The organism is Micromonospora sp. NPDC005686, assembly GCF_042871665.1.
Taxonomy (GTDB): domain Bacteria; phylum Actinomycetota; class Actinomycetes; order Mycobacteriales; family Micromonosporaceae; genus Micromonospora.
On sequence record NZ_JBIAIY010000012.1, the window covers coordinates 19256 to 37313 of the forward strand.

General features: G+C 73.3%; 15 protein-coding genes. 13 read left to right on the forward strand and 2 right to left on the reverse strand.

Features of this window, described 5'->3' with window-relative positions:
• Positions 1-39: 39 nt before the first annotated feature.
• The 5 genes from ACFYON_RS24995 to ACFYON_RS25015 all read left to right on the forward strand — a co-directional run bounded on the left by ACFYON_RS24995 (position 40) and on the right by ACFYON_RS25015 (position 5577).
• Positions 40-1482: an aldehyde dehydrogenase family protein gene (locus ACFYON_RS24995; protein ID WP_354867012.1), complete on the forward strand. Its 1443-nt coding sequence runs from the start codon at positions 40-42 to the stop codon at positions 1480-1482.
• The gene (locus tag ACFYON_RS25000) at positions 1479-2555 is read left to right on the forward strand and encodes an alcohol dehydrogenase catalytic domain-containing protein (protein ID WP_354867010.1); all 1077 of its coding nucleotides are present in this window, start codon (positions 1479-1481) and stop codon (positions 2553-2555) included. Before ACFYON_RS24995 ends, ACFYON_RS25000 begins: the two co-directional genes overlap by 4 nt.
• A gap of 81 nt (positions 2556-2636) precedes the next feature.
• On the forward strand, positions 2637-3275 hold the full coding sequence (locus tag ACFYON_RS25005; protein WP_354867008.1) for a transcriptional regulator: 639 nt from the start codon (positions 2637-2639) through the stop codon (positions 3273-3275).
• A gap of 119 nt (positions 3276-3394) precedes the next feature.
• Positions 3395-4960 carry an MFS transporter gene (locus ACFYON_RS25010; RefSeq protein WP_354867006.1) on the forward strand — a complete coding sequence of 522 codons (1566 nt, stop codon included), beginning with the start codon at positions 3395-3397 and terminating at the stop codon, positions 4958-4960.
• An 11-nt stretch (positions 4961-4971) separates the two neighbouring features.
• Positions 4972-5577: a TetR/AcrR family transcriptional regulator gene (locus tag ACFYON_RS25015; RefSeq protein WP_354867004.1), complete on the forward strand. Its 606-nt coding sequence runs from the start codon at positions 4972-4974 to the stop codon at positions 5575-5577.
• Between the two features lie 22 nt (positions 5578-5599).
• Here the strand turns inward: ACFYON_RS25015 and ACFYON_RS25020 are convergent, their stop codons facing one another.
• Complete coding sequence (locus ACFYON_RS25020) at positions 5600-7519, reverse strand: helix-turn-helix domain-containing protein (RefSeq protein WP_354867610.1); 1920 nt, start codon at positions 7517-7519, stop codon at positions 5600-5602.
• Between the two features lie 14 nt (positions 7520-7533).
• On the reverse strand, positions 7534-8316 hold the full coding sequence (locus ACFYON_RS25025; protein WP_354867002.1) for a 3-hydroxybutyrate dehydrogenase: 783 nt from the start codon (positions 8314-8316) through the stop codon (positions 7534-7536).
• Between the two features lie 334 nt (positions 8317-8650).
• On the opposite strand from ACFYON_RS25025, the gene ruvC reads away from it, so the two are divergent.
• The 8 genes from ruvC to ACFYON_RS25065 all read left to right on the forward strand — a co-directional run bounded on the left by ruvC (position 8651) and on the right by ACFYON_RS25065 (position 18021).
• Entirely contained in the window at positions 8651-9178 is a 528-nt protein-coding gene (gene ruvC / locus ACFYON_RS25030; protein WP_354867000.1) for a crossover junction endodeoxyribonuclease RuvC, read from the forward strand.
• A complete protein-coding gene (gene ruvA, locus ACFYON_RS25035) occupies positions 9175-9777 on the forward strand; it encodes a Holliday junction branch migration protein RuvA (protein ID WP_354866998.1) in 603 nt (200 codons plus the stop codon). Before ruvC ends, ruvA begins: the two co-directional genes overlap by 4 nt.
• A gap of 31 nt (positions 9778-9808) precedes the next feature.
• Positions 9809-10873: a Holliday junction branch migration DNA helicase RuvB gene (ruvB, locus tag ACFYON_RS25040; RefSeq protein WP_354866996.1), complete on the forward strand. Its 1065-nt coding sequence runs from the start codon at positions 9809-9811 to the stop codon at positions 10871-10873.
• Between the two features lie 139 nt (positions 10874-11012).
• Positions 11013-11357 (forward strand): preprotein translocase subunit YajC, encoded by a 345-nt coding sequence (gene yajC, locus ACFYON_RS25045; RefSeq protein ID WP_354866994.1) that lies wholly within the window; start codon positions 11013-11015, stop codon positions 11355-11357.
• 224 nt (positions 11358-11581) lie between these two features.
• Positions 11582-13471, forward strand: coding sequence for a protein translocase subunit SecD (gene secD, locus ACFYON_RS25050; protein WP_354866992.1), 1890 nt, complete (start codon positions 11582-11584; stop codon positions 13469-13471).
• A gap of 1 nt (position 13472) precedes the next feature.
• Positions 13473-14660, forward strand: a complete 1188-nt coding sequence (gene secF / locus ACFYON_RS25055) for a protein translocase subunit SecF (protein ID WP_354866990.1) — start codon at positions 13473-13475, stop codon at positions 14658-14660.
• A 96-nt stretch (positions 14661-14756) separates the two neighbouring features.
• Entirely contained in the window at positions 14757-15323 is a 567-nt protein-coding gene (locus ACFYON_RS25060; protein WP_354866988.1) for an adenine phosphoribosyltransferase, read from the forward strand.
• Between the two features lie 250 nt (positions 15324-15573).
• Positions 15574-18021: a bifunctional (p)ppGpp synthetase/guanosine-3',5'-bis(diphosphate) 3'-pyrophosphohydrolase gene (locus ACFYON_RS25065; RefSeq protein WP_355096401.1), complete on the forward strand. Its 2448-nt coding sequence runs from the start codon at positions 15574-15576 to the stop codon at positions 18019-18021.
• The last annotated feature ends 37 nt before the right edge of the window (positions 18022-18058 follow it).

An 18058-nucleotide genomic window follows, 5' to 3' on the forward strand; every position in this document is an offset into this window, starting at 1 on the left:
ACTCCCACCGCTAGTTTCCGCCGCCCCCCGAAGGACGCCATGGATCTCGCCGCCGCCCCGCCCGCACTGCTGACGCGCCGCCACCTGCACATCGCCGGTGACTGGGTCGACCCGACCTCGGGCGACACCATCCCGGTGGAGAACCCGGCCACCGCGAGCACAGTCGGCGAGGTGCCCGCCGGCGCACCGGCCGACGTGGACCGCGCCGTCGCCGCCGCCCGCGCCGCGTTCCCCGGCTGGGCCGCCACCGCGCCCGCGCAGCGGGCCGCGCACCTCGACCGGCTGCACACCACGCTCGCCGCCCGCGCCGACGAGATCGCCCGCACGGTGGCGACCGAGCTGGGCACCCCGCTCAAGCTCGCCACCCGCGTCCAGGCGGGCCTGCCGCTGACGGTGCTGCGGAGCATGGTCGACCTGGCCGCCCGCCCGGCCGCCGAACACTCGGTCGGCAACTCGCTCGTGGTCCGGGAGCCGGTCGGCGTGGTCGGCGCGATCACCCCGTGGAACTACCCGCTGCACCAGGTGGTCGCGAAGGTCGCGCCCGCGCTCGCCGCCGGGTGCACAGTGGTGCTCAAGCCCAGCGAGCTGACGCCGCTCACCGCGTACCTGCTCTTCGACGCGATCACCGACGCCGGCCTGCCGCCGGGCGTGGTGAACCTGGTGCCGGGCACCGGCCCGGTCGTCGGCGAGGCGCTCGCCGCGCACCCCGACGTCGACCTCGTCTCGTTCACCGGCTCCACCGCCACCGGCCGGCGCATCGCCCACCTGGCAGCCGAGCGGCTCGCCCGGGTGTCGCTGGAACTCGGCGGCAAGTCGGCGAACGTCATCCTCGCCGACGCCGACCTGCCCACCGCGGTCAAGGTCGGCGTCGGCAACGCGCTGCTGAACTCCGGGCAGACCTGCACCGCGTGGACCCGGATGCTCGTGCACCGCGACCGCTACGCCGAGGCGCTGGACCTGGTCGCGGCGGCGGTGGCCGGCTACCGGCTCGGCGACCCCTTCGACCCGGCGACCCGGCTCGGCCCGCTGGCCTCCGCCGCGCAGGCCCAGCGGGTACGCGACCACGTGGACCGGGCGCTCGCCGACGGCGCCCGGCTCGTCGCCGGTGGCCCGGACGCGCCGCTGCCGCCGCAGGGGCACTTCGTCGCGCCCACCGTCTTCGCCGACGTGCACCCGGACAGCGCGCTGGCCCAGGAGGAGGTCTTCGGGCCGGTGCTCGCGGTGATCCCGTTCGCCGACACCGACGAGGCGGTCGCCATCGCCAACAACTCCCGGTACGGGCTGGCCGGCGCGGTCTGGTCCGCCGACTCCGACGCGGCGCTGGCGGTGGCCCGGCGGATGCGTACCGGCCAGGTGGACGTCAACGGCGGCGCGTTCAACCCGCTCGCCCCGTTCGGCGGCTACAAGCAGTCCGGCCTCGGCCGGGAACTCGGCGCGTACGGCGTGGAGGAGTTCACCGAGCTGAAGGCGATCCAGCGGTGAAGGCGCTCGTGGTACGCGGCCGGGGCGCCACCCCGGCGGTCGAGGAGGTACGCCTGCCCGCGCCCGGCCCCGGCGAGCTGCGGGTACGCATCCGCGCCGCCGGCATCTGCCACTCCGACCTGGCCATGGTGGACGGCACGCTGGCGCCCGCGTACCCGCTGGTGCTGGGGCACGAGGCGACGGGCGTGGTGGCCGAGGCCGGGCCGGGCACGACACTGGCGGTCGGCACGCCGGTGGTGCTCAACTGGGCGCCCGCCTGCCGGGAGTGCTGGCACTGCCGGCACGGCGAACCGTGGCTCTGCGCGGCCAACCCCAACCCGTCCACGCCCCGCGGCGAGACGGCCGCCGGTGAGCCCCTTCAGGTCACGCTCGGGCTCGGCGCGCTCGCCGAGGAGGTGGTGGTGCCGCAGCGCGCCGCCGTACCGGTGCCGGCCGGGCTGCCGCCGGAGCAGGCCGCGGTGCTGGGCTGCGCGGTGCTCACCGGCGTCGGCGCGGTCCGCAACACCGCACGGGTCGCGGCCGGCGAGTCGGTGGCGGTGATCGGGCTCGGCGGGGTGGGGCTGGCCGTGCTGACCGCCGCGCGGCGGGCCGGCGCGGCGCCGATCCTCGCCGTGGACGTCGTCGAGGCCAAGCGGGAGCTGGCGCTCGCCGCCGGGGCCACCGACTTCCTGCGCTCGGACGACCGGCTGGGCAAGGAGATCCGGGCCCGCACCGACGGGCGCGGCGTGGACCACGCGTTCGAGTGCGTCGGCCGGTCCGCCACCATCCGCGCCGCCTGGCGGGCGACGCGGCGCGGGGGAGCGGTCACAGTGGTCGGCATGGGCGGCAAGGACGACCTGCTCAGCCTCTCCGCGCTGGACATCTTCCACTCCGCGCGCACGCTGCGCTCCTCGGTGTACGGCTCGACCGACCCGGACCGGGAGGTGCCGGAGCTGGCCGCCGCGCTCGCCGCCGGTGACCTGGACCTGGCGCCGCTGGTGAGCGGCACGGTGCCGCTGTCCGAGGCGCCCGCGGCGCTGGACCGGCTGGCCCGCGGCGAGGGCGCCCGCTGGGTGGTCACCTTCCCGGACTGACCCGGCTCCGGCCGGATTCGCGGCCCGCGCATCCGGATCGGGCGGTGCGAGCGAACCCCTGGGCAGGAGAGCGACCCGGGGGTGCGTCCGTTGCTGACCGAGAACATGCCGGCCGGGGCCGCCGAGACGGCCCGCAAACGGCTGACCGCCGCCGCCGAGGACCTGGACGACAACCGGGTCGCCGGGCTGGTGCTCGACCTGGCCGCGCAGGCCGGGGTGGTGCCGGCCTGGGAGCAGGTCTGCGTGCCGCTGCTGGGCACGCTGCGCGGCGACAGCGCCGCCGAGATCGCCGTCGAGCACGCGCTGTCCGAGGGGGTACGCGTCGGTCTGGACGTGTTCGGCAGTGACCCGTCCCGGCCGCTGCCCGCCCCGGGCGTGTTGATGGCCGGCGCCGAGCACGAGACGCACTGCCTCGGACTGCACGCGCTCGCCGCGTCGCTGCGCGAGCGTGGCCGGGGCGCGTTGCACCTCGGTTCGGCGCTGCCCTGGTCCGCGTTGGCCGGCGCCGTGGCCCGGGTCCGCCCGCGGGCGGTGGTGGTCTGGTCGCAGACGCCGCTGACCGGCCGCGCGTACCGCCTCGTCCGCCTGCGCCGGGACCTGCCCGGGGTGCGCGTGCTCGCCGCAGGTCCGGGGTGGATAGAGCCGTTCCCGCCCTCCTCGGGCGTCCCGCGGCGCCTCACCACGCTCGGCGAGGCGACGTCGGCCTGCCTGACCGCGTGACCCGCGTCACATCCAATACGAACCGGTTCCGTATCGAAATCCGCTCACCTACGCTCGGCGTCATTACGAGTCTGACCCGTATCGTATTCCGGCGCGGGAAAACCGGGGGGAGAACGGCAGTGGAACCGCACGAGAACACCGGACACCCGAGGAGGTGGGCGATCCTCGGGGTGCTGGTGATCAGCCTCCTCGTGGTCGTCCTCGACAGCACCATCCTCAACGTCGCGCTGCGCACCCTGGCCGACCCGGTGCGCGGCCTCGGCGCCACGCAGGGCGAGCTGGAGTGGGCGATCAACTCCTACACGCTGGTCTTCGCCGGCCTGCTGTTCACCTTCGGCGTGCTCGGTGACCGGTTCGGCCGCCGCCGCTTCCTGATCATCGGGCTGGTGCTGTTCGGCCTGTCCTCGCTGCTGTCCGCGTACGCGCAGGACCCGGGGCAGCTCATCGCGGCCCGCGCGCTGATGGGCGTCGGCGGCGCCGCCATCATGCCGGTGACCCTCTCGATCATCTCCAACGTCTTCGACCCGCGCGAGCGCGCCAAGGCGATCGGCGTCTGGGCCGGCGCCGTCGGCCTCGCCGTGGCGATCGGCCCGGTGCTCGGCGGCGCGCTGCTGGAGCACTTCTGGTGGGGCTCGGTCTTTCTGATCAACGTGCCGGTGGTGGCGCTCGGCGTGGTCCTCGTCGCGGCCCTGGTCCCCGAGTCCCGCGACCCGAAGCCCGGCCGGGTCGACCTGCTCGGCGTGCTGCTGTCGGTGGTCGGCCTGGTCGCCCTCACCTATGGCATCATCGACGGCGGCGAGCACGGCTTCGGCCGCCCGCAGGTGTGGATCGCGGTGCTCGGCGGCCTCGCGGTGCTCGGCTGGTTCGTCGCCCACGAGCTGCGCAGCGACCACCCGTCGCTGGACGTACGGCTGTTCCGGGTGCCCCGGTTCGCGGCCCCGGTGGCCCTGGTCGGACTGGTCTTCTTCGCCGCCATGGGCGTGCTCTTCTTCGGCGCGTTCTACCTCCAGCTCGTGCGCGGCTACAGCCCGCTGGAGAGCGGCCTGCTGTTCCTGCCGTTCGCCGCGGCCCAGCTCGTCTTCGCGCCGCGTAGCGCGGCGATGGTCCGCCGCTACGGCGGCCGGGCCGTCGCGTCGGCCGGGCTGCTGCTGACCACCGTGGCGCTGGGCGCATTCGTCTTCATCGACGCGGACACCCCGATCTGGATCTTCTCGGCGCTGGGCTTCCTCCAGGGCGCCGGGATGGCCAACATCATGCCGCCGGCCACCGAGTCGATCATGTCGTCGCTGCCCCGGGAGAAGGCCGGTGTCGGTTCCGCGGTGAGCAACACCGTGCGCCAGGTGGCCGGCGCGCTCGGCGTGGCGGTGCTCGGCTCGGTGCTCTCCGCCGTCTACCGCGACCAGATCAGCCCGGTGGTGGCCACGCTGCCCGCCCCCGTGCGCGACGCGGCCCGCGAGTCGGTGTCCGGGGCGTACGCGGTCGCCGGCCGGCTTGGCCCCGACGCGCCGCGACTGATCGACGCGGCCAACGACTCGTTCGTCTCGGCCATGCACTGGGCCGCCGGCGCCTCTGCGGTGGTGGCCGCGCTCGGCATCGTGATCGTGCTGCGCTGGATGCCGGGCCGGCCGGTCACCACCCCCGGCGCGACGCCCGTCACCGACCGGGAGTTGGCCGGTACCGCGTAGGTTCGTGGACAATGTCTGACATGACTTCCACGGCGGATGCTCCGCGGTCGCCCGGGCGACCGCGGAGCATCCGCGCGGACGAGGCGATCGTGGAAGCGGCCCTCGACCTGCTGGCCGAGGGCAGCACCATCGAGTCGCTGTCCATCGAGGCGATCGCGAACCGCGCCGGAGTCGGCAAGGCCACCATCTACCGCCGCTGGCCGGGCAAGGACGCGCTGCTGCTGGACGCGTTGCGCACGCTCAAGGGGCCCGCGCCCCGCACCGCCGGGCGTTCCGTCCGCGACGACCTGTTGCTGCTCGTCGGCGCGGTCGGCCAGCACGCCGACCCCCGCGTCCGCAAGATCATGCCCTGTCTGGTGCCGGAGGTGAACCGCAGCTCGGCCCACCGGCAGGCGTACGAGGCGATCATCGAGCCCCGGCGCGAGGCATTGCGCGAGGTGCTGCGCCGCGCCGTCGACCGGGGTGAGCTGCGCGCCGACCTGGACATCGAGGTGGCCATGGCGTTGCTCACCGCGCCGATGCTCATGCAGCGGATGCTGCACTGGCACGCCGAGGACGAGCGGCTGCTGCCCGAACGGATCGTGGACGCGGTCCTGGACGGCCTGCGCTCCCGCTGACCCCGCGGCCGCGCCCGCCCGCTCAGCGGCCGGGCGTGCGCAGCCGGTGCAGGCGCAGCGCGAGCTGCACCTCCAGCGCCCGCTCCGGGCGCTGCCAGTCCGCGCCGAGCAGATACCCGACCCGTTCCAGCCGCTGGGTGACCGTGTTCACGTGCACGTGCAGCTGTTCGGCCGCCCGGGCCAGGCTGCCGCCCACCCCGAAGTACGCCTCCAGCGTCTTCACCAGCGCGGTGCCCCGCCGGGCGTCGTAGTCCAGCACCGGCCCCACGGTCGTGGCGAGGAACCGGGCCACGTCCCGGTCCCCGGCGTCGCCGACCGCGCCCAGCAGCAGCCCGACGAAGCCCAGCTCGGCGGTGCTCGCCCCCTGCCCGGCCCGGCCCAGCGCACCCAGCGCGGACAGGCAGCGCTCCGCCTCGGCGAACGTGACGGCCAGCGACGCCGGGCCGGTCGACGGGCCGCTCGCCCCGGCGGTCACCGGGCGGCCGGTCACCCGGGACAGGTCCCGGGCCACCGCGCGGGCCGCGCCGCCGGCGTCGTGGCCGGGCAGCATCAGCACCACCCGCCCGTCCCGCGCGGCGGCCAGGCCACCCCGGGTCGAGGCGTACGTGGTGGCCCAGGACAGCACCCGCTGCCGGGCCGAGCCGGTCTCGGCGAACGCGTCGTCGCCGACCGCCACCAGCACGTGCGGGGCGTCCAGGTCGACCCCGATCCGGCGGGCCCGGGCGCGCAACGCGTCGGCGTCGCGCAGCGGCCGGGCGATCAGGTCGTCCAGCAGCTCACCGCGAACCCGCCCCTCCGCCTCGGCCACGGTCCGGCGGAACAGCAGCAGCAACGCTGTCACCAGCGCGGCCCGCTCCAGGATCCGCTGGTCGGCGTCGACCAACTCGTCGTCCGGGCGCAGCACCAGCGCGCCCAGGTTCTCCGTGCCGGCCACCACCGCGGCGTACCAGAGCGGGCCCCGGCGCACACTGCGCCCCTCGGTACGGGACGCGGCGACCGCCTCCACGATGTCCGCCCGGTCCGGCTCCTCGATCTCGCCGACCCGGGCCAGCCGCCGGCCCTCGGCGTCCAGCGCCAGCAGCGCGCCGCCGAGCACCTCGGTGACCGCCGCCGCGACGTCCTCCATCCCGCCGCCGCGTACCACGAGCGCGGTCATCCGGTCGTGCGCCGCGGCGGCGCGCTCCACCGAGCTGCTGTGCGCCCGGATGGTGCTGTTCGCCGCGGACAGCTCTGCCAGCGCCGCGCGGGTCTCGGCGAGCAGCCGCGCCGTGTCGATCGCCACCGCCGCGTGCGCCGCCAGCGACACCAGCAGCGACACCTCCTCGCGGGCGAACGGCCGGGCCGAGCGGTTCGCCGCGTACAGCACGCCGATCACGCTGGACCCGAGCCGCAGCGGCACGCCGAGGATGGCCACCAGACCCTCCTCACCCACCCCGCCGTCGATCTCCCCGGTGTGCCGGAACCGCTCGTCCTCCTGGTAGTTCGAGGTCACGTACGGGGTGCCGGTCTGCGCGACCAGCCCGCCCAGGCCGTCGCCCAGCTCCAGCCGCAGCCGCTGGAACCGGGCCGAGATCGAGCCGTCGGTGACCCGCATGTACGTGTCGCCGCGCTCGTCGTCGTTGAGCGTCATGTACGCCACGTCGGTGCCGAGCAGGATCCGCGCCCGGTGCACGATCGCGCGCAGCACGTCGTCCAGGTCGCGCAGGCCGGCCAGGTCGCTCGCGGTGTCGTACAGGCCGGACAGCTCGGTCTCCCGGCGGCGGCGCCGGGCCAGCAGGGCCCGTACCCGCAGCGCCACCACCTTCGCCTGCTCCAGCTCGGCCAGCCGATCGGCGGGCAGGCCGGCGGCGCGCGCGGCCACCAGCGGGCCCTCGAACTCGACGGCCGCGGCCTCGCGCGCGAGCAGCTCCAGGAACTCGACCGGCGACGACATGACCGACATTGTGCGCGGGGCCACTAGTTCGCCGTCCAGCCCCCGTCGAGGGCGATCGAGGCGCCGGTGAGGAACGCGGCGGGCGGGGAGCACAGGTACGCCACCAGCTCGGCCACCTCCGCCGGCTCGATCAGCCGCTTGATCGCCGCCCGGGCCAGCATGATCTTCTCGACCACCTCGTCCTCGCCGATGCCGTGGGTGGCGGCCTGGTCGGCGATCTGGCTCTCCACCAGCGCGGTGCGCACGTACGCCGGGTTGATGCAGTTGGCGGTGACGCCGTGCGCGGCGCCCTCCAGCGCGACCACCTTGGACAGGCCCTCCAGCGCGTGCTTGGCCGAGACGTACGCGGCCTTGAACGGCGAGGCGCGCAGCCCGTGCACCGAGGAGATGTTGACGATCCGGCCCCAGCCGTTCGCGTACATCCGCGGCAGCGCGCGGCGGATCAGCAGGAACGGCGCCTCCACCATCACCCGCTGGATGTACTCGAAGCGCTCGACCGGGAAGTCCTGCACCGGCGCGACGTGCTGCAGCCCGGCGTTGTTGACCACGATGTCGGCGTCGACGTCGAGCCGGTCCACCGCCACCGGGTCGGCCAGGTCGATCCCCACGGCCCGGCCGCCGGCCTCGGCGGCCACCGCCTCGGCCGTCGCCACGTCGCGGTCCAGCACCACCACCGTCGCGCCGGCCGCCGCCAGGCGCAGGGCACAGGCCCGGCCGATGCCGCCGCCACCACCTGTGACCAGCGCGGTGCGACCGGTCAGGTCGACGTGTACGACGTGGGGGACCGCCACTGGTTCTGCCGTCATGGCGCATGAACGTACGAGCCGGGTGACCGCTGGCACATGGGGCGGCGACACATACTCCGCCGCCCGCGTGTGTGGTGCGGCGGCTCTTCCCGTAGCCGATGGAGACGCAACCGCTGTCCGGCCCACCGAACACGATCATGTTGACCGTGACCGTCCGGTTGCAGTAGTTGTTGGCCGCGTAGATGTGCACGCCCGCCGGTCGTATGCCACATGACAGGCATTCCGGTCTGACTCACTGCGGCGTGGGCGTAGCAAGTGCGTGTCTGCTGGCCGTTCGCGGTCCGACCAGTAAGGTGTCGAACACACGTACTGCTGACGGCTGGGAGGAGGAGGCGTGCGCGTGCTGGGCGTCGACCCGGGGCTGACCCGGTGCGGGGTCGGCGTGGTCGAGGGCGTGCCGGGCCGTCCTTGCACGCTCGTGGCCTACTACGTGGTCTACACCGACCCGGAGGACGATCTCGCGCTGCGCCTGCTGCACCTGGACCGCTCGCTCACCGAGCTGGTCGCCGAGCACCGGCCGGACGCGGTAGCTGTGGAGCGTGTGTTCAGCCAGCACAACGTCCGCACCGTGATGGGCACCGCGCAGGCCAGCGGCGTGGCCGTGCTCGCCGGGGCCCGGGCCGGGCTGCCGGTGACGACGTACACGCCGAGCGAGGTCAAGGCCGCGGTGACCGGCTCGGGGCAGGCGGACAAGAAACAGATGACCGCCATGGTGACCCGGCTGCTGCGGCTGCCCGAGCCGCCGAAGCCGGCCGACGCCGCCGACGCGCTGGCGCTGGCCATCTGTCACGTGTGGCGCGGGGGCACCCGGTCCAAGCTGGCCGCCGCCGCGCAGCAGGCTCGACGAGGAGGGACGCGATGATCGCGAGCGTACGCGGCACGGTGACCGCCACCGGCCCGGATCACGCGGTGGTGGAGGTGGGCGGCATCGGCCTGGCCGTGCAGTGCGCCCCGGGCACGCTCGCCGAACTGCGCGTGGGCCAGCCCGCCCGGCTGGCCACCAGCCTGGTGGTCCGGGAGGACTCGCTCACCCTCTACGGCTTCGCCGACGACGACGCCAAGCAGTTGTTCGAGCTGCTCCAGACCGCCAGCGGGGTCGGTCCCCGGCTGGCCCAGGCGGTGCTCGCCGTGCACACGCCGGACGCGGTCCGCAAGGCCATCGCCAACGCCGACACCGCGGCGCTGACCCGGGTGCCGGGCATCGGCAAGAAGGGCGCCGAGCGGCTGGTGCTGGAGCTGCGCGACCGGGTCGGCCCGGTGCCGGTGGGCGCCGACGGCGCGGCCGGGGTGACCGCGGGCGCCTGGCCGGAGCAGGTGCGCCAGGCGCTGGTCGGGCTCGGCTGGAGCGCAGCCCAGGCCGAGCAGGCGGTGGCCGCGGTGGCGGAGACCGTCGACGGCGAGACGCCGCCGGTCCCGGTGCTGCTCAAGCAGGCCATCCGCCTCCTGGGCCGGACCCGATGACGGCCACGCGGCGGCGAACGAGGGTCGGCGGATGAGCAACGACAACCTGGTCTCGGCGTACGTCGACGACACCGAGCGGGACGCGGAGGCGAGCGTCCGCCCGAAGCGGCTCGACGAGTTCATCGCCCAGCACCGGGTCCGCGACCAGCTCGACCTGCTGTTGCAGGGCGCGATGCGGCGCGGCTCCCCGCCCGACCACATCCTGCTGTCCGGGCCGCCCGGCCTCGGCAAGACCACCCTGGCCAACATCGTCGCCGCCGAGCTGGGCGCCGGGATCCGGGTGACCAGCGGCCCGGCCATCGAGCGCTCCGGTGACCTGGCCGCGATCCTGACCAGCCTCGCCGAGGGCGACGTGCTGTTCATCGACGAGATTCACCGGATCGCCAAGCCGGCCGAGGAGCTGCTCTACAGCGCCATGGAGGACTTCCGGGTCGACGTGGTGGTGGGCAAGGGGCCGGGCGCGACCGCCATCCCACTGGACGTGGAGCCGTTCACGCTGGTCGGCGCCACCACCCGCTCCGGCCTGCTGACCGGCCCGATGCGCGACCGGTTCGGCTTCGTCGCGCACCTGGACTTCTACGCGCCGGCCGACCTGGAGGCGCTGCTGCACCGGTCGGCCCGGATCCTCGGTGTGCCGATCCGGGCCGAGGGGGCGGCGGAGATCGCCGGGCGGTCCCGGGGCACCCCGCGCATCGCCAACCGGCTGCTGCGCCGGGTCCGCGACTACGCCGAGGTGCGCGCCGACGGTGTGGTCACCTTGGAGACGGCCCAGGCCGCGCTGACCGTCTACGACGTGGACGCGCTCGGCCTGGACCGGCTCGACCGGGCGGTGCTGAGCGCGCTTGTCGACTCGTTCCGGGGCGGCCCGGTGGGCCTGTCCACGCTCGCCGTGGCGGTGGGCGAGCAGCCGGACACGGTCGAGGAGGTCTGCGAGCCGTTCCTGGTCCGGGCCGGGCTGCTGGCCCGTACCCCGCGCGGCCGGGTGGCGACCGAGGCCGCCTGGCGCCATCTGGGCCGTACGCCCCCGAATGGTACATTTGGGATGGATGCCCCTCCGGGGCCCGATCTGTTCTCGGCGCAGACCGACCAGCCGTGATCCGTTCGTGATCTGTGCCGCATTCGGTCTTCTCAGGAGCAGGGACTAGACTTCGCCGCGTTTGTACAGGACGTGAGAATTCGCTTCCGCTGCGGTGCCCTACGGCGCCGGGGCGGACGCCAACCGGAAGGTCTACACCGTGCTTTACGCAGCAGCGAGTGGCGGAGGGGCCGGCGGTCTGACGCCGATCCTCATGATCGCTCTGCTCTTCGTCGTCATGTACTTCATGATGATCCGTCCGCAGCAGAAGCGCCGCCGCGAGGCCGAGCAGATGCAGTCCGCCCTCGCCCCGGGCGACGAGGTGGTCACCATCGGCGGCCTGCACGGCACGGTCACCGCGGTCGAGGACGAGACGGTCCTGCTTGAGGTCGCGCCCGGCGTGCAGACCCGGTACGCCCGCCCCGCCGTCGCGCGGGTGATCAAGCGCGCCGAGGCTCCGGCGGAGGAGACGATCAGCGAGGACGCCGAGCCGGTCAAGGAGTGACCACCCGCCCCGGACGGGGCAGCGGATTCATCCGTACAAGTGGATAGTTGGGGTCGGCGCGCGACGCCGGCATCCGGCCGGGCCGTGCGGCGCCCCCACGCCGCGCACCAGCCGGCGTGCCGTGCTCCGGTGCCGACCCGCCGGAGCAGTCGGGCGGACACCCCCGGCCCGACAGTTGTCGCCGCCGCGGAAGCGGTGCGACCGTACAGGGAGACAGGACAGCCGTGGCACCACCTCAGGGACAGATGCGGCCCGGACGGCAGCTCGCCGTACTCGGCCTCATCTTCGTCGTCCTCTATCTTTTGGTGTTCTTCTCGGGCGGCGCCAGCGGTGGCTGGAAGGATCGGCTGGAGCCCCGGCTCGGCCTGGACCTCGTCGGCGGCACCCGGCTGACGCTCGAGGCCACGAACACCGTGGACGGCAAGCCTCCGACCGCCGACAACCTCGAGGAGGCCCGGCAGATCATCGAGAGCCGGGTCAACGCCTACGGCGTGGCCGAGGCCGAGGTGGTCACCGAGGGCAACCGCAACATCGTCATCTCCCTGCCCGGCCAGAACCGGGACCTGACCGACGTCGGTGAGGCCGCCGAGCTGCGCTTCCGCAAGGTGCTCAAGGCCACCGACGGCAGCGGCGCCGCGGCCGCTCCCGCGCCGGCGCCCAGCGCCACCCCGTCCGGGTCCGCCAGCCCGGCGCCCTCGGGCAGCGCGTCGCCCAAGGCGAGCGCCAGCCCCAAGGTGAGCGGGTCGCCGAGCGGCGGTGGCCAGGGCGGCATGGCTCCGGCGTCCCCCTCGGCCTCGCCGAGCGCCGCCGCGCCCAGCCCGAGCGCCAGTGGCGAGCCGGTGCCGCAGAGCATCGAGCAGCAGCGCAAGGCCGTCGAGCAGAAGGTCGGCGCGCCTGCCTGGGCCGCCGCCGCCGGCCTCCAGGCCCCGGCGGACCTGACCACCGACCCGTCGCTGGCCGACAAGCTCAAGCCGTTCGGCACGCTCTCCCCGCAGGAGGTCGCGGTCCTGCCGGTGGATATGCAGTTCAACGTCCCGACCGTCACCTGCGCCCAGCTCGACGCGCGGCCCGCGGCCTCGATCAAGGACCCGAAGCAGAAGGCGGTGGCCTGCGAATCCGGCGCGAAGTACCTGCTGGACGTGGCCAAGGTGGAGGGCACCGACGTCAAGAACGCCTCGGCCCAGCTCGACCAGACCAGCTCGTGGGTGGTCAGCCTGAACTTCAAGAGCGACGGCCAGGAGAAGTGGACCGCGCTGACCCGCGAGGCGTTCAACAACGAGGGCCAGGCCTGCGACCAGACCGCGCTCGGCCAGGACGGCAAGTGCCGCGTCGCCGTGGTGCTGGACAACGAGATCGTCTCGTCCCCGGAGATCCAGGGCGTGTTGACCGGTGACTCGCAGATCACCGGCAGCTTCGACAACAAGAGCGCCAATGCGCTCGCCAGCCAGCTGCGCTACGGCGCGCTGCCGGTCACGTTCGAGCCGCAGGAGCAGCAGAACGTCACCGCGACGCTCGGCGACAGCCACCTGAAGGCGGGTCTGCTGGCGGCCGGCATCGGCATGCTGCTGGTCATCATCTACTCGTTCTTCTACTACCGGCTGCTCGGCTCGGTCATCTTCCTGAGCCTGGTGCTCTCCGCGCTGCTGGTGTTCGGCGCGCTCGTGGTGCTCGGCCGGTCGATCGGCTTCACGCTCACGCTCGCCGGCATCGCCGGCATGATCGTGTCGCTGGGCGTCGCGGCGGACTCGTTCGTCATCTACTTCGAACGATTGAAGGACGAGATCCGGGAGGGCCGCAGTCCACGCAGCGCGGTGCCGCGCGCCTGGATCCGGGCCCGCCGGACGATCATCTCGGCGAACGCCATCACGCTGATGTCGGCGGTGGTGCTCTACATCGTGTCGGTCGGCGCGGTGAAGGGCTTCGCCTTCGCGCTCGGCCTGGCGACAGTGCTGGACCTGGTCGTCGTGTTCCTCTTCCGCCACCCGATCATGACGATGTTCGCCCGCACCAAGGCGTTCCTGTCGCCGCGGGTCAGCGGTCTGGGCCGGGCGCTCCCGGCCGCCCGGCCGGCCGAGCCGGGCACCGCCCGCAACCCGCGTGTGAAGGAGGCCTGAGATGGCTAAGAGCGGTCTGGCCGCCCGCCTCTACCGGGGCGAGGCGGATCTCAACATCGTCGGGCGCCGCAACGTGTGGTTCGGCGTGGCGGGCCTGCTCGTGCTCGTCGCCGTGCTCAGCTTCACGATCAGCGGGTTCAAGCTCGGCATCGAGTTCGCCGGCGGCAACTCGTTCCAGGTGCCGGCCAGCGTCGGCACGCTGGACCGGGCCGAGCAGGTGGTCGACGAGGTGCTGGCCGACGAGGCGCCCGGCGTCGAGGTGGTGAGCGCGCAGAAGGTCGGCGGCACCAGCGGCGAGTTCTACGAGATGCGCACCGGGCAGCTCTCCGCCGAGCAGGCCAACCAGGCCAAGGCCGCGATGGCGCAGGAGTTCGGCATCCAGACCGACCAGATCAGCGGCAGCCAGGTCTCCGAGGCGTGGGGCAGCCAGGTCACCTCGCGCGCCTTCCTCGGCCTGCTGATCTTCATCGCGGTCGTGTCGATCTACCTGGTGCTGCGCTTCGAGTGGCGGATGGCGGCCGCCGCCATCGTCTCGCTGCTGACCAACCTGGTCCTCACCGCGGGCATCTACTCGCTCATCGGCTTCGAGGTCACCCCGTCGACGATCATCGGCTTCCTCACGATCCTGGGCTTCGCGCTCTACGACGTGGTGGTGGTCTTCGACAAGGTGCAGGAGAACACGCGCGGCATCACCGCGAACAACAACCTCACCTACGGCGAGGCGTCCAACCTGGCGCTCAACCAGAGCCTCATGCGCTCGCTGAACACCTCGGTGGTGGCGCTGCTGCCGGTCGGCGGCCTGCTCTTCATCGGCGCCGGCCTGCTCGGGGCGGGCACGCTGAAGGACCTCGGCCTGGTGCTGTTCGTCGGTATGGCGGTGGCGTTCCTGACCTCGATCCTGCTGGCCACGCCGCTGCTGGTGCTGCTGAAGAACATGGACCCCCGGATCAGCGCGCACAACAAGCGGGTGCAGGCCCGCCGGGCCGCGCTCGCCCGCGGCGAGATCACGCCGAAGGGTCGGCCGGCCGCCGCGCCGGCCGCCGACGCGCCGATCGACCCGGAGGCGGCCGCACTGGCCGGCGCCGCGCCCAAGGTGGGCACCCGACCGGCCGGCAAGCGCCCCAGCGGCGCCCGCGGCGGTCGTCCCGCCGGTGGTGGTGGCAACCGGCCCGGCGGCAAGCGCCGCTGACCGTAGGACCGGACGGAATTGGCCCGACGGCGTCCGCATGCTGATGTCACGGCATGACGGACGCCGTCGTCGTTTCGAGAGGACATGGGACACACCGTGACGGAGACCCACACCGCAGGGATACGCGGAGACATCGGCCCGGACGTCGCCCAGCTCGTCGCCAGTCGGCTGCTGGACGTGCCGGACTTCCCCAAGCCGGGTGTCGTGTTCAAGGACCTGATGCCGCTGTTCGCCGACGGCGAGGCGTTCCGGGCGGTGATCGACAGCATCATCGCCTACCACGGACCGGACTCGTTCGACATCGTCGCCGGCATCGAGGCACGCGGGTTCGTGCTGGCCGCGGCGGTCGCGTACGCCACCGGGGTCGGCGTGGTGCCGGTGCGCAAGGCCGGCAAGCTGCCCCGGGCCACCCATTCGGCCTCCTACGCACTCGAGTACGGCGAGGCGACGCTGGAGGTGCACCAGGACGCCTTCACCGCCGGCCACCGGGTGCTGGTGCTCGACGACGTGCTCGCCACCGGCGGCACCGCCGAGGCGACGCTCGACCTCGTGGAACGCGCCGGCGGGACGGTGTCCGGGTTCACCGTGCTGCTGGAGCTGGGCTTCCTGGCGGGCCGTCAGCGGCTGGCATCGCGCCCGGTCCATGCCCTGTTGACCGTTTGACCAGGCAGGCCCGTCGGGGCGGTCGGCGCCGGCCGTCCGGGGGAGCGGTGGCGTACTCTGCGTGCGGGTAGCATTGCCCTTTGCCCGTCCCGGTCGAGCTGGCCGGGACGGCGAAGGCGTCGGGGCCCGGCCTCGGCGACCGCGTGGAACAACACCGGCCCTCGGGCCGGTTGAACCAGACGTCGGCCGGACGGCCGGCGCATCCCGGCGAGCGGTGAGGAGGCCGGTGTCCCACGATGTCGTCCCTCCGGTGGAGGGCACGGTGCACCCGACAGGTGACGCGGACGGCTCGGTGACCGAGCGCAGCGGCAACCCGCCGGCGCGGGCGACCGGCGCCACCGGCAGCGCGCCCGACGCGACCGCCGACGGCGGGGCGGTCGTGGTGCCGTTCCCGACCGAGGGCTCCACCGAGTCCACGGCCGGCAGCGGTTTCGCCCTCTCCAACGCGCCCACCGGCCGGCGGGTGCGCGCCCGGCTGGCCCGGTTCAACGCGCCCTGGCAGACCTCGCAGGTCAGCGAGGTGCTGGAGCCGCTGATCGCGACGCACCGCGAGAACCACCCCAAGGCCGACGCGCGGCTGCTCCAGCGCGCCTTCGACACGGCCGCGCGGTGGCACTCGGGGCAGTACCGCAAGTCCGGTGACCCCTACATCACGCACCCGCTGGCGGTGGCGACCATCCTGGCGAACCTGGGCATGGACACCACCACGCTGGTCGCGGCGCTGCTGCACGACACCATCGAGGACACGGAATACACGCTCGACGCGATGCGCGCCGACTTCGGTGGCGAGGTCACGCTGCTCGTCGACGGCGTCACCAAGCTCGACAAGGTCAAGCTCGGCGACGCGGCCAAGGCCGAGACGATCCGCAAGATGGTCGTGGCGATGGCGAAGGACCCGCGGGTCCTGGTGATCAAGCTGGCCGACCGGCTGCACAACATGCGGACGCTCACGTTCCTGCCGCGCCCGAAGCAGGAGCAGAAGGCCAAGGAGACGCTGGAGATCCTGGCTCCGCTGGCGCACCGCCTCGGTATGAACACGATCAAGTGGGAGCTGGAGGATCTCGCCTTCGGCACGCTGTTCCCGAAGCGGTTCGAGGAGATCAACCGGCTGATCGGGGAGCACCAGCCGCAGCGGGAGGCGTTGCTGCGCCAGGTGACCCAGAAGGTGTCCACCGACCTGAAGGCCGCCAAGATCAAGGCGGAGACGACCGGCCGGCCGAAGCACCTGTACTCGATCTACCAGAAGATGATCGTGCGGGGGCGCGACTTCAACGACATCTACGACCTGGTGGGTGTGCGGATCCTGGTCGACACGGTGCGCGACTGCTACGCAGCGCTGGGGGTCATCCACGCCAACTGGCAGCCGGTGCCGGGCCGGTTCAAGGACTACATCGCCATGCCCAAGTTCAACATGTACCAGTCGTTGCACACGACTGTCATCGGGCCCACCGGCAAGCCGGTGGAGATGCAGATCCGCACGTACGCGATGCACCGCACGGCCGAGTTCGGCATCGCCGCGCACTGGAAGTACAAGGAGCACAAGGGCACCCCGGTGGTGGGCCCGCCGGCGCACATCGACGAGATGACCTGGCTGCGGCAGCTGCTGGACTGGCAGCGCGAGGCGGCGGACCCGAGCGAGTTCCTGGACGCGCTGCGGTTCGACCTGTCCAGCCAGGAGGTGTACGTCTTCACCCCCAAGGGCGACGTCATCCCGCTGCCGACCGGGTCGACGCCGGTGGACTTCGCGTACGCGGTGCACACCGAGGTCGGGCACAAGTGCATCGGTGCGCGGGTCAACGGCAAGCTGGTGCCGCTGGAGTCGACGCTGTCGAACGGCGACGTGATCGAGATCTTCACGTCGAAGTCCGACACGGCCGGCCCCACGCAGGACTGGCTGGGCTTCGTCAAGAGCCCTCGCGCACGCACCAAGATCCGCCAGTACTTCAACAAGGAGCGGCGCGAGGAGGCGATCGAGGCCGGCAAGGACGCGATCGTCAAGGCGATGCGCAAGCAGGGCATGCCGTTGCAGCGGATGCTCACCTCGGACGCGCTGATGGCGATCGCCCGGGACCTGCACCTCGCCGACGTGGCGTCGTTGTACGCCGCGGTCGGCGACAGCCAGGTCTCCGCGCAGTCGGTGGTGCAGAAGCTGATGGCCTCCTACGGCGGCGAGGAGGGCGCGGCGGAGGACATCGCCGAGACCGCCGTCGCCACCCGGCCGCCGCGCAGCCGGCAGAGCAGCGCCGACCCGGGCGTGGTGGTCCGCGGCGTCAGCGACGTCTGGATCAAGCTGGCCCGCTGCTGCACGCCGGTGCCGCCGGACTCGGTCTTCGGGTTCGTCACCCGCTCCGGCGGGGTGAGCGTGCACCGGGACGACTGCGCCAACGCCGAGGACCTGCGTGCCCAGCCGGAGCGGGTGGTCGAGGTGAGCTGGAAGCTCACGTCGGCCTCGACGTTCCTGGTCGCCATCCAGGTCGAGGCGCTGGACCGGCACAAGCTGCTCGCCGACGTGACCCGGGTGCTGTCCGAGGAGCGGGTGAACATCCTGTCGGCGACAGTCACCACCACCCGGGACCGGGTGGCGGTGAGCCGCTTCAGCTTCGAGATGGCCGACCCGAAGCACCTGGGGCACCTGCTGGCCGCCGTCCGCAAGGTCGACGGCGTGTTCGACGCGTACCGGGTCACCTCGGGGGCCTGAGCCACCCACGACGCACGCGAAAGCGCCCGCCGGCTGG

Bases quoted from the DNA above. Each gene is read 5' to 3' on its own strand.
- ACFYON_RS24995 (WP_354867012.1), top strand. From the start codon at position 40: ATGGATCTCGCCGCCGCCCCGCCCGCACTGCTGACGCGCCGCCACCTG.
- ACFYON_RS25015 (WP_354867004.1), top strand. From the start codon at position 4,972: ATGTCTGACATGACTTCCACGGCGGATGCTCCGCGGTCGCCCGGGCGA.
- ACFYON_RS25020 (WP_354867610.1), bottom strand. From the start codon at position 7,519: ATGTCGGTCATGTCGTCGCCGGTCGAGTTCCTGGAGCTGCTCGCGCGC.
- ACFYON_RS25025 (WP_354867002.1), bottom strand. From the start codon at position 8,316: ATGACGGCAGAACCAGTGGCGGTCCCCCACGTCGTACACGTCGACCTG.
- ruvA (WP_354866998.1), top strand. From the start codon at position 9,175: ATGATCGCGAGCGTACGCGGCACGGTGACCGCCACCGGCCCGGATCAC.
- ruvB (WP_354866996.1), top strand. From the start codon at position 9,809: ATGAGCAACGACAACCTGGTCTCGGCGTACGTCGACGACACCGAGCGG.
- secF (WP_354866990.1), top strand. From the start codon at position 13,473: ATGGCTAAGAGCGGTCTGGCCGCCCGCCTCTACCGGGGCGAGGCGGAT.